Consider the following 11774-nt stretch of genomic DNA (forward strand, 5'->3'; position numbering starts at 1 on the left):
CCAATTGATAATATGCAAAAAGGCGGGATTAAAATCCCGCCTTTTCAAATGTGTGCGCTGGAAAATCCGGAGATTTTCGCTTGCGGCGATTAGCCAGCAACGCTGAGGTTGTCTGCGGACGACTTGCCCGAACGACGATCCTGTACGATTTCGTAGTTGATCTTCTGGCCGTCATTGAGGCCGCGCAAACCTGCACGCTCAACAGCAGAGATGTGTACGAAAACGTCTGCACCGCCGGTGTCAGGCTGGATGAAACCAAAGCCTTTAGTGCTGTTGAACCATTTCACTGTTCCCGTAGCCATGGGAAATTCCTTTCAGAGATATAAAACAGGCAACATACAGCTATGCTGCCCAGGGAATCGAACCTATGCAATGGAGTTCATCAGGAAGCGCAACAGGTTGCGCGGGTCGCAAAGTCACTCGACCGATAAATCGATGCGGGATACATAAGACAGAATCGGAGCAGAAACAAGCCGGATTCAAAACCGCACATTGTTGGGGTCACGCTTCTGCCCTTGATTAGGCGAAATTCAGCCTTACTTGCGCTGGGGAAATCCAGCACGTTATCCCGTGCAATTTAACCTTGCTGGCAACCTTTGATGGTAGAGTGGATGTGGCGAATCATGGTCGTCCACGGGGGCTAACTCATGGCGGAAGAGAAACAGAGCAAGACGTCCGCCATCGCTGTTGCCGGCGAAGTGCAGGTGGGACTTCTTTCTCAGCTTCGCGTTATCCTCGACGTTTATTGGATCTCACCCGTCCGCAATCGGCTCATATTGCTGCTGCTGACCCTGTTTGCCATCATCATCATCACATCGGCAGGACAAGTCCGCCTCGTCCAATGGAACGGGCGCTTTCTTGATGCGCTTTCCCATCGGGATTTCCCGGCATTTGTCAATGAGTTGCTGGTGTTTCTGGGTATTGCGATTGTTCTCCTGATCTTGGCCGTGGCGCAGGCGTGGTTCAACCAGATGACGCGCATGAAACTGCGCGAGGGCCTGACCCGCGATCTGATCGGCGAGTGGCTCGTCCCGCGCCGCGCTTTCAAGCTTTCCAATTCCGGGCCTATCGGCGTTAACCCCGACCAGCGTCTGCATGAGGACGCGCGCCACCTGGCTGAAATGTCGACGGATCTTGGTCTTGGCCTGCTGCAGGCATCCATTCTGGTGGCAAGCTTCATTGGCGTGCTCTGGGGGCTTTCCAGCGGCTTTGTCTTCAACGTCTATGGCTACAGTTTTTCCATTCCCGGCTACATGGTTTGGGCCGCAATCCTCTATGCGGGTTCAGCATCGGCAATCAGCTGGTTCGTCGGGCGTAAGCTGATCAAGCTCAATGCTGACCGCTATCAGCGCGAGTCTGACCTGCGTTTTTCGCTGATGCGCGTCAATGAGCATATTGATGCCATTTCGCTCTATCGGGGCGAGCAGGATGAAAAGGTGAGGCTCGGTCTTGATGTCGACAGCCTGATGGGGGCGATCCGCAAACTGGTTTCCGCCTGGACGCAACTTGTGTGGGTTACATCGGGCTATGGCTGGTTCACCAATGTCGCGCCTTATCTGGTGGCCGCACCTGTCTATTTCACCGGCAACTTGTCCTTTGGTGGCATGATCATCGCTGTTGGTTCGTTCAACCAGCTTCAGGCCTCGCTCAAATGGTTCGTCGATAATTTCGGGGCGATTGCCGACTGGCGCGCCACGCTTTTGCGTGTCACATCCTTCCGTCAGGCGGTGCAGTCGATGGACACGCTCAACAGCGTCGAACAGCGGATCAAATTCTCGGAATCGGATAGCAATCAGCTGGTTTTCGATGGATTGAAGATTACTGCGCCACTCGCAACGGTGCGCCTGAAAGAGAAGAAAGCCGTGGTGAAAGAGGGGGAGCGCGTGCTCATCACCAGCGAGCCCGGCATTGACAGGACATTGCTGTTCCGCGCGATTGCCGGTCTGTGGCCATGGGGTGCGGGGAACATCGCCCTACCAAAGGACACCTCAATTCTTTATATGCCGCGTTCGCCCTATTTTCCGCCGGGCAGTCTGCGGGAGGTCATGTCCTATCCGCTCGGCAAAGATGCTTTTCCTGACACGGAGCTTGTCTCTGCCCTGCATGAGCTTGGTCTTGATCGGCTGGAAACCATGCTGGATTTCCGCACGCGCTGGGATCGTGAGCTGAGCGATGACGAGCAGCAGTCTCTGGCCTTCGCCCGGCTGATGCTACACAAGCCGCAATGGGTTGTTATTGACGAGTCGCTTGATGCCATGGAAGCCGAAGCGCATGACCGCGTTCTGGGCGTGCTGCGCGATAAACTCGCCAAGTCAACCGTGGTGCATATCGGGCGCGAAGACAAAACCAACCATGTGTTCTCCAAAGTGCTGCATTTTATCAGCGATCCCAGCGGTCACGGTATGGAAGAAGAGGGCCTGAGCGGGGTTTAGGGCCGTGGTTCACGTGTCCTTCGATACGCCTATAGGTTTGCATGTCTATTGTTCGTGGTTCGTGGTTCGTGGTTCGACAAGCTCACCATGAGGGAGATGGGTGATGCAATACTAATCACCAACGTTGCAAAACTTGGCTCCCTTAGATCCCCCCTCTCCGTCATCCTCGGGCTTGACCCGAGGACCCACAATTTAAAAGCTCCGAGCATCCAATTTCGTTCAATCTCCTTAACCGTGGGTCCTTGGGTCATCCTCGGGTTAAACCCGAGGACTGAGGATGACGGAGAGGGGTGAGGTTGCAGGGAGTTTTATTCTGCAATCTTTACGATTAGCGTTGCATCACCCCTCTCCCTCATGGTGAGCCTGTCGAACCACGAACCACGAACCACGAACCACGAACCACGAACCACGAACCACATCCCACCCATCACAAACCACACCCTCTCCCCACTCACATAAACAGCGGAGCATGCTCTCTCACCCAATGGGTGAAGCTTAGGGGCGGGCGGCCAATCACCTGCTGTACGCTCTTTGTCACCGCACGGCCTTCCACTGGCGGGTTGCTGTTCCATGCCACCACGTAATCAATGACATCCTCGTCAATGCCGAGTTCGCGCATGGACTGCCTTGTATGCTCCTCGCTGACCTCGACATATGTGATGGGCTTGCCCGTGGCGGCGCTGATCGCCCGGATCTTGTCCGGTATGGTCAGGACTTCTGATCCTGTCAGCTTGAGCGTTTTGCGCGAATGCCCGCCGTCACTCAGGATTTTTGCGGCAACTGCAGCGACATCCGCTTCGTGGATCAACGTTTTGGCCATACGGCCATAGGGCTCACGCACCACATTGGCGGATTTGATGCTCTTGATCCAGCCGAGCGTGTTGGACATGAGATCAACAGGCTGCAAAATCGTCCAGTCCACATCGCTTGCCATAACAGCCTTTTCAACGCTGCCGGTGCGGCCATCGCTGAGCACGCTGATGCGCTGCACACCCTCCCAACGCGCCAGTTGCACGATTTCGTCGCCGTTTTCGAGCGGTGTATAATCATCACCGCCAATGGTGATGAGATGAAGCCCTGCAACCCCGGCCAGTGCCCGCTCGAATGTCTCAGGCCTTGTCAGATCGCCTTCGACCACCTCAACGCAGCGGGGTAAATTGGCGCGCTTCGCATCACGGGTGAGCGCCCGGACAAGATAGCCATTTTCCAATAGTGTATTGACGATATGCCGGCCAACATTGCCTGTCGCGCCTGTCACAAGAAATCGTTTTGCCTGAAACAGCCGGAGAAACTGTGCGTCTGTTAGTCTTTCAATGTCGGTCAACATGATTGCTCCTGGATAGGTCGATTCCGATAGGAGCGTGGTTTATAGAACCTCAACTTAAGTTGAGGTCAATCGGTCTGTTGAAGGTCATTTTGTCCAAGCGAGGGTGATGCCTGAAAATAGGCAGAAGCTGATCCGTGGTTGGCTCCAAACTGAAAGAATAGTTTACTCAAAAAACGGAACGAATGGCAGTCGCTCGCGCTTTGCTGTCAGGGGAAGCAGCTTTTCGATGGCTGCTTTGAAGTGCTCAGTTTCTTGATGTTGTTGCCAACCTGCCTCATCGACATAAAGCTCGTAAAGAAAGAAATTGGCCGGGTTGGTTGGCGAGCGATACGGCAAGAAGAGTTTGACGCCGGGTTCAGCCATTGTTGGCGCAACGAGCCCCTTGAGCAGGGCTCCTACAGCCTCTTCTTGGCCTTTCTTGGCTTCAATGCTGATCGCAACAACGAAACCCTCGTTTAGATCGGCGGATGTGTAAAATTGCTTTTTCATTTATTTGCTACCTCGTTATCGCACGAGCTAAGCACGTTATCTCAATGAGATACTTCGGCCCTGATCGAAGTATGAAAGATCGCTTTACACCCTTTTGCGTTTTTCGTTGGAGCGCTGAATATCGATCAAGATTACACCTCTCAATTCTGATACCATTGCAATGTCGAATCTTGACAATCCCATAGGATTTGCAGTATTAAACTATTTGGTTATTTAACCTAAGGGTAATGTAATAAAGATGACGCCTGACCGTCTCAGTGGCATATTGTCTGCTCTCGCCGATCCAACGCGGCGGGCTATTCTGGCGCGACTGTCCGAAGGCGAAACATCTGTGACTGAATTGGCCGAGCCATTCAACATGAGCATGCCAGCGGTTTCAAAACATCTGAAGGTGCTGGAGAAGGCGGGCCTGATCGCGCGCGGGCGCGAAGCTCAATGGCGGCCCTGCCGTCTGGAGGCCGGACCTTTGCGTGAAGTATCCGACTGGCTCGAGCATTACCGGCGGTTCTGGGATCAGAGCCTCGACCGGCTTGAAGATTATCTGCAGACCTTGCAGAAGGGTGATCCCAACGGGACGCCGAACTAACCAATTTCCAAAGCATGAGGGGAGTGAATATGGCCAAGACGGTTGACGATTATATTGCGGGCCTTGGCGGCTGGCAGGCGGAAGCTGTTGTCGCGCTACGCCGCGACATATTGAGTGTCGAGGGCATTACCGAGACCTTCAAATGGGGGCATCCCGTCTATGAGTCCAATGGTCCGGTGTGTCTGTTCAAAGCGCACAAGTCGCATGTGGCGTTTTCCCTGTGGCGCGGTGCGGAAATGAAGTCGCTCGAACCGAAACTGGATGAGAGCGGCAGCTTTCTGATGGCTTCGCTAAAACTTCAGGGACCGGGCGAGATCAAGACAGCTATTGTCCGCAAGCTTGTCACGGCAGGTGTGGCGCTCAATGCGGAAAAGGGCGATCCGACAAAGGAAGCCAAGCGCGACTGAAAAAAGTATCCGGTCACGGCGCGGGCCGTGACCGGATATGGTCTTAGAAATAATCCTGCAGCGGACGCACTTCGAGCGAACCGGCTTTGAGCGCTGCAATGGCTTCCGCCACCGCATCAGCACCCGAAAGGGTGGTGTAATAAGGCACCTTCTGCATCAATGTGGCACGGCGCAGTGATTTGGAGTCCGAGATCGCCTTGGCGCTATCGGTGGTGTTGAACACCAGCTGCACCTGCCGGTTGCGGATGGCGTCCTCGACATGCGGACGTCCCTCCTGAACCTTGTTGATCTTCTGGGCCGCTACGCCGTTTTCCGCGAGGAAACGGGCTGTACCGCCGGTCGCCAGAACCTTGAAGCCCAATTCCGACAGGCGCTTGACCGGTGCAAGAATGCGCTGCTTATCCTCATCACGCACCGACACGAACAATGTGCCGTCACGCGGAAGATCAACACCGGCACCAAGCTGCGCCTTGGCAAAGGCGAGGGCGTAATCGTAATCGAGGCCCATGACTTCACCGGTCGAGCGCATTTCCGGTCCGAGCAGAATGTCGACACCGGGGAAGCGGGCGAACGGGAAGACCGCCTCCTTGACAGCGATGTGCTTGCGCGCGGTGCCTGAGGGCTTGCCGCCGTAATTGGCAAGTGCCTCATCCAGTGTTTCACCGGCCATGATGCGCGCGGCGATCTTGGCGATCGGCTTGCCGATAGTCTTGGCAACAAAAGGCACCGTACGTGACGCACGCGGATTGACCTCAAGCACATAGATTGTGCCGTCCTTGATGGCGTATTGCACGTTCATCAGGCCGACAACATTCAGCGACTTTGCCAGTGCAGCGGTTTCCGCCTCAAGCTGCTCGACGATTTCGGCGGAGAGCGAATGTACAGGCAGCGAGCAGGCGCTGTCACCGGAGTGAATACCAGCTTCCTCGATATGTTCCATGATGCCGCAAATCCAGGTGTCCTTGCCGTCACACAGGCAATCCACATCGACTTCGATGGCTTCGCTCAGGTAACGGTCGAACAGCAGCGGGTTCTTGCCGAGCAGCGTGTTGATCTGGCCCGTCTTGTCATTCGGATATTTTTGCTTGATGTCTTCAGGCACGAGTTCGGGCACCGTGTCGAGCAGATAGCTCTGCAAGGCGCGCTCGTCGTGGATGATCTGCATGGCACGGCCACCCAGAACGTAGGACGGGCGAACGACCAGCGGGAAGCCGAGTTCACCGGCAATGGTGCGCGCCTGTTCGACGGAATAGGCGATGCCATTCTTCGGCTGGGTCAGATCAAGCTTGATCAGCAGCTTCTGGAAGCGGTCGCGGTCTTCGGCGAGATCAATCGCATCGGGTGAGGTGCCGAGGATCGGGATACCGGCCTTTTCAAGCGCATCGGCGAGCTTCAGCGGTGTCTGGCCGCCGAACTGGACGATGACGCCGTGCAATGTGCCCGCTGTCTGTTCGGTGCGCAGGATTTCCAGCACGTCTTCGGCCGTCAGTGGTTCGAAATAGAGCCGGTCCGAGGTGTCATAATCCGTTGAAACCGTTTCCGGATTGCAGTTGATCATGATGGCTTCATAGCCCGCATCGCGTAGCGCAAAGGCCGCATGGCAGCAGCAATAATCGAACTCGATGCCTTGGCCGATCCGGTTGGGGCCGCCGCCGAGAATGACAACCTTCTTGCGGTCCGAAACCTGCGCTTCCGAAGCGACGGCTCCGGCGAAGGGGACTTCATAGGTCGAGTACATATAGGCTGTTGGTGAGGCGAACTCGGCGGCGCAGGTGTCAATGCGCTTGAACACCGGATGCACACCCAGCTTCCGGCGCAGCTTGAACACGTCGTTGGCATCGATCTTGGCAAGGCTGCCGAGGCGGGCATCGGAAAAGCCCATGCCCTTTAGCATACGCAGGTTCTGGGCATCCTGCGGCAGACCGTGCTCACGCACGCGCTCTTCGGTGGCGATGATCTCTGCCATCTGCTCAAGGAACCAGGGATCGATCTTGCAACCCTCATGCACTTCCTCAACGGAAAGGCCCAGGCGCAGCGCCTGTGCGACCATGCGTAGACGGTCGGGTGTAGGCGTGCCGATAGCGGCGCGAATGGCATTGTTGTCACTGCCTTCGCCAAGGCCCGGAATGGCGATTTCATCAAGACCGGTCAGACCGGTTTCAAGGCCGCGCAGCGCCTTTTGCAGCGATTCCTTGAAGGTACGGCCAATGGCCATGACTTCGCCAACGGATTTCATCGCCGTTGTCAGCGTCGGTTCGGCGCCGGGGAATTTTTCAAAGGCAAAGCGCGGAATCTTGGTGACGACGTAATCGATTGAGGGTTCGAACGATGCCGGGGTTGCGCCGCCGGTGATGTCGTTCTCAAGTTCATCCAGCGTGTAGCCGACGGCAAGTTTTGCCGCGATCTTGGCAATCGGGAAGCCGGTTGCCTTGGAAGCCAGCGCCGAGGAGCGCGAGACGCGGGGGTTCATTTCAATGACGATCAGACGGCCATTCTCGGGGTTGACGGCAAACTGCACGTTTGAACCGCCAGTTTCCACGCCGATCTCGCGCAGCACCGCGATCGAGGCGTTGCGCATGATCTGGTATTCCTTGTCCGTCAGGGTCAAGGCTGGCGCAACGGTGATCGAGTCGCCCGTGTGGACGCCCATCGGGTCGATATTCTCGATGGAGCAAATGATGATGCAATTGTCCGCCTTGTCGCGGACGACTTCCATTTCATATTCCTTCCAGCCAAGGACCGATTCTTCAATCAGCACTTCGGTGGTTGGCGATGCATCAAGCCCGCTGCCGATGATCTCGTAAAATTCAGAGCGGTTATAGGCAATGCCGCCGCCGGTGCCGCCCATGGTGAAGGAAGGGCGGATGATGGCGGGCAGGCCGACATGATCAAGCGCCGCACCGGCCATCCCCAGCGCATGGGAGACGTAGCGCTGCTTGCGGTCGCCTTCGCCGAGCTGCCATTCGGTTTCCAGCTTGTCGAGTGCCGCATCAAGTTCATCACCTGAGTATTTGGCTTTGACAACTTCGCGCTGTTCCTTGTGTAGGCGGCGGTCGAGGTTTTTGACATCGGTCGCATTGGCCAGCATGGATTTGGGTGTTTCCAGCCCGATCTTGGCCATGGCCTCGCGGAAAAGCGCGCGGTCTTCGGCCTTGTCGATGGCTTCCGCATTGGCGCCGATCATTTCGACATTGTAGCGTTCAAGCACACCCATGCGGCGCAGCGACAGGGCGGTGTTCAGCGCGGTCTGTCCGCCCATGGTCGGCAGCAGGGCGTCGGGGCGTTCCTTGGCGATGATCTTGGCGACAACCTCAGGAGTGATCGGCTCGATATAGGTCGCATCGGCCAGCTCCGGATCGGTCATGATCGTGGCCGGATTGGAGTTGACGAGGATGACGCGGTAGCCTTCCTCTTTCAGCGCTTTACAGGCCTGCGTGCCTGAATAGTCGAATTCACATGCCTGACCGATGATGATCGGTCCAGCGCCGATGATCAGAATAGATTTGATGTCGGTGCGTTTTGGCATGGCTTCTTCCTATCAACAGCGTATCTGCGCAAAAAACCGCACGGATTTGACCGTACGGGCAGACACAAAATTCCTAATGCGAGGCTAAGGCTGCCTTATAGGCAAAGCGATCGCGTTGCGTAACCCCAAAAACGCACAATTCCATGCTTTTTCGCCGCAGTTTTATCAGGATATTGCGCCTGATGGCCTCTTGTCTCGCTAAGGCCATGGAATGTCTGCTTCAAGCTGCATTATTCAGTCACGAAAATTGATTATGAACTGATTGCAGCCAGCAGTTGAAAATAGCATCGTGCATGGAACAAATATGGGACTATACTGTTGACGTGCAGCATATCGGCCTGTGGGCTGAGGGTTCATCTGGAGGTTGGTAATGCGCTGGCAAGGCGGTAGACAAAGTGACAATGTTGAGGACCGCCGCACCGAGGGTGACGATGGTGGTACTCCCGGAGGAACGGGCGGCGGTGGATTTCGCTTCCCAAGCGGCGGCGGCATGCAGTCAGTGCGCGGCGGCGGTATCTCCGGCATTCTTATTCTCGCGGCTATTTTCCTGTTCCTGAAATTCTGCACCAATATTGATCCGATGCAGATTCTGGTGAATGGCGGGCTCGATCAGCTGGCGCCGGGGCAGAGCCAGACCGAAACGTCGCCGGCTTCCCGCCCTGCGGGTCAGGCCCCTACTGCCCAGGCGAACGACCAGATGACTCAGTTCGTCAAAACGGTTCTGGCCGAGACAGAAGATGTCTGGAGCGGTATTTTCCAGGCTGAAGGCAAGCAGTATCCACCACCCACCATGGTTCTGTTCAATGGACAGGTTCGTTCGGCCTGCGGTTTTGCCAGTGCGGCCTCCGGGCCATTCTATTGCCCTGGTGATAAAAAGCTCTATATCGATCTGAGCTTCTATGACGAGCTGGACAAGAAATTTGGTGCTTCGGGCGATTTCGCTCAGGCCTATGTGCTGGCGCATGAAGTTGGCCATCACGTGCAGAACCTCATTGGTGTTCTGCCGAAGTTCAACCAGATGCGCCAGAACATGAGCGAGGCCGATGCCAACGCCATGTCGGTGCGGGTCGAGCTTCAAGCCGATTGCTTTGCCGGTATCTGGGGGCATTTTACCCAGCAGAAGGGTATTCTCGAAGCGGGTGATCTGGAAGAGGCGCTCAATGCCGCCAAGCAGATCGGCGATGACACCCTGCAGCGCAAGATGCAGGGCTATGTGGTTCCCGAAAGCTTCAACCACGGCACCTCTGCCCAGCGCAGTGCGTGGTTCAAGCGCGGCTTTGACAGCGGTAAACTCGATAGCTGCGATACATTCAGCGGCGGTATCTGAGACCGATCACTCACACAAACAAAAGGCGGCAGAGATGCCGCCTTTTTCTTATTGAAGCACTTCATATTGATCATCCACTTCTCCGTCATCCTCGGGCTTGACCCGAGGACCCACCATTGGAAAAATTACAATTCCAAAACAGAGATATACCAACTAGCCGACCGAGATTACGAAACCCGGTTTGTGCTTTTTGCCTTGGGTCCTCGGGTCAAGCCCGAGGATGACGGGTGGGGTGGGGAGATGAAATGTGCTCCCCTACATCACCCCTCTCCCTCATGGTGAGCTTGTCGAACCACGAACCACGCACTTATCACCATGCAGGATTAAACAGCGTTCTGCTTGGCTGCCGCATCCTGTTCCAGCGCCATGGATACAGCTGCATCGGAATGAATGGTTGTGGAATCAAACACCGGCAGAGCGACATTGTCATCAGTGATGGACAGGCAAATCTCGGTGCAACCGAGGATAACGCAATCGGCTCCGGCTTCCTTGCCGCGCACGATAATCTTTTCCAGTGCCTGGCGGGACTCTGGCTTGACGATACCGCAGCAGAGTTCATCGAAGATCACCGAATGAATTTTCGCGCGATCAATCTCGTTGGGTACCATAACGTCAATGCCGAACTCATCGCGCATGTAATCGGCGTAAAAGCCGTGCTCCATTGAGTAGCGGGTTGCCAGAAGCAGCGGGCGCTTCTTGCCATTGGCAGCCAGCACAAGGCCGGTTTCGCGGCGAATATCGATCAGCGGAATGGTGACGGACTTGGCAACGTCATCAGCAACCAGATGCATGGTGTTGGTGCAGATGAGCACGCAATCGGCGCCCGCAGCTTCAAGGCGCTTGGCGGCATCGGACAGAAGGGCTGCGGCATCATCCCAGCGGTCGCTCTTTTGCAGGGCGACGACTTCGGAGAAATCCAGCGACTGCATGGCGACCTTGGCGGAGGCAAGACCACCCAACCTAATACGGACGGCTTCGTTGATCTGCCGGTAATAAACCGCAGTGCTTTCCCAGCTCATTCCGCCAATCAGGCCAATCGTGCGCATTCTTATTCTCCCATTGAAGTCATTACAGGAATAATAGTTCGGATAGCGCGCGAAAGGTTCGCAAAGTTTGCGAATAAAATCTGTCTTGTCGCAAAAAATAAGCGTATCTATAGTGATACACGCTGAAATTTTGCTTGGGAATTGATATGCTCGATGATCGCGACCGCAAAATCCTTGATTTGCTGCAAGAAGATTCGTCCATAGGGGTGTCTGACATGGCTGACCGGGTCAGCCTATCCGTGTCGGCTTGTTCCCGGCGCATCCAGCGTCTGGAGGATGAGGGCTATATTGCCCGAAGAGTTGTTCTTCTCGACCGGCCCGTTATGGGCCTGCCAACGACAATGTTCGTCATCGTGCGCACCGCCCGCCATTCCGCCGACTGGCTGGAACAGTTCCGCGCTGCCATTATCGATATCCCTGAAATTGTCGAGGTACACCGGATGACCGGCACCATCGACTATATTCTGAAGCTGGTTCTGCCGCGTGTTGAAGCCTATGACGGGATTTACAAGACACTGGTGGAAAAGGTTGAGTTCTTTGACATATCCGCCTCGGTTTCCATGGAGACGCTGAAAGCAACCACGGCTTTGCCAACGCATTATGCGCGGTAGGGTTTGTTGATAAGGGAGTGGTT

General features: G+C 55.6%; 10 protein-coding genes. 5 read left to right on the forward strand and 5 right to left on the reverse strand.

The genetic code is table 11. The annotated features are described in order from the left end of the window. Nucleotides 1-89: 89 nt before the first annotated feature. Nucleotides 90-302: a cold-shock protein gene (locus AB4Y96_RS09690; protein ID WP_091877960.1), complete on the reverse strand. Its 213-nt coding sequence runs from the start codon at nt 300-302 to the stop codon at nt 90-92. Between the two features lie 345 nt (nt 303-647). Between AB4Y96_RS09690 and AB4Y96_RS09695 the strand changes: the two genes are divergently transcribed. After that, the gene (locus AB4Y96_RS09695) at nt 648-2432 is read left to right on the forward strand and encodes an ABC transporter ATP-binding protein/permease (protein ID WP_091877959.1); all 1785 of its coding nucleotides are present in this window, start codon (nt 648-650) and stop codon (nt 2430-2432) included. Nucleotides 2433-2883: 451 nt separating this feature from the next. Here AB4Y96_RS09695 and AB4Y96_RS09700 read toward each other — a convergent pair whose 3' ends face one another. Together AB4Y96_RS09700 and AB4Y96_RS09705 are read right to left on the reverse strand one after the other, a co-directional pair. After that, on the reverse strand, nt 2884-3759 hold the full coding sequence (locus AB4Y96_RS09700) for an NAD(P)H-binding protein (protein WP_441916982.1): 876 nt from the start codon (nt 3757-3759) through the stop codon (nt 2884-2886). Between the two features lie 162 nt (nt 3760-3921). Beyond that, a complete protein-coding gene (locus AB4Y96_RS09705; RefSeq protein ID WP_091877957.1) occupies nt 3922-4248 on the reverse strand; it encodes a putative quinol monooxygenase in 327 nt (108 codons plus the stop codon). A gap of 238 nt (nt 4249-4486) precedes the next feature. Here AB4Y96_RS09705 and AB4Y96_RS09710 point away from each other — a divergent pair, with 238 nt between their 5' ends. Beyond that, on the forward strand, nt 4487-4834 hold the full coding sequence (locus tag AB4Y96_RS09710; protein ID WP_091877956.1) for an ArsR/SmtB family transcription factor: 348 nt from the start codon (nt 4487-4489) through the stop codon (nt 4832-4834). A 29-nt stretch (nt 4835-4863) separates the two neighbouring features. Next, nucleotides 4864-5241: a DUF1801 domain-containing protein gene (locus tag AB4Y96_RS09715; protein WP_175540513.1), complete on the forward strand. Its 378-nt coding sequence runs from the start codon at nt 4864-4866 to the stop codon at nt 5239-5241. A 43-nt stretch (nt 5242-5284) separates the two neighbouring features. Here AB4Y96_RS09715 and carB read toward each other — a convergent pair whose 3' ends face one another. After that, nucleotides 5285-8767, reverse strand: coding sequence for a carbamoyl-phosphate synthase large subunit (gene carB / locus AB4Y96_RS09720; protein ID WP_441916984.1), 3483 nt, complete (start codon nt 8765-8767; stop codon nt 5285-5287). Nucleotides 8768-9137: 370 nt separating this feature from the next. On the opposite strand from carB, the gene ypfJ reads away from it, so the two are divergent. Beyond that, on the forward strand, nt 9138-10094 hold the full coding sequence (gene ypfJ / locus AB4Y96_RS09725) for a KPN_02809 family neutral zinc metallopeptidase (protein ID WP_091877953.1): 957 nt from the start codon (nt 9138-9140) through the stop codon (nt 10092-10094). A 323-nt stretch (nt 10095-10417) separates the two neighbouring features. Here ypfJ and AB4Y96_RS09730 read toward each other — a convergent pair whose 3' ends face one another. Further along, the gene (locus AB4Y96_RS09730; RefSeq protein ID WP_441916986.1) at nt 10418-11140 is read right to left on the reverse strand and encodes an aspartate/glutamate racemase family protein; all 723 of its coding nucleotides are present in this window, start codon (nt 11138-11140) and stop codon (nt 10418-10420) included. A 146-nt stretch (nt 11141-11286) separates the two neighbouring features. Between AB4Y96_RS09730 and AB4Y96_RS09735 the strand changes: the two genes are divergently transcribed. Beyond that, nucleotides 11287-11751 (forward strand): Lrp/AsnC family transcriptional regulator, encoded by a 465-nt coding sequence (locus AB4Y96_RS09735; protein WP_441916987.1) that lies wholly within the window; start codon nt 11287-11289, stop codon nt 11749-11751. Nucleotides 11752-11774 lie beyond the last annotated feature (23 nt).

This window comes from Phyllobacterium sp. TAF24 (genome assembly GCF_052113785.1).
In the GTDB taxonomy this organism is placed as follows: Bacteria; Pseudomonadota; Alphaproteobacteria; order Rhizobiales; family Rhizobiaceae; genus Phyllobacterium.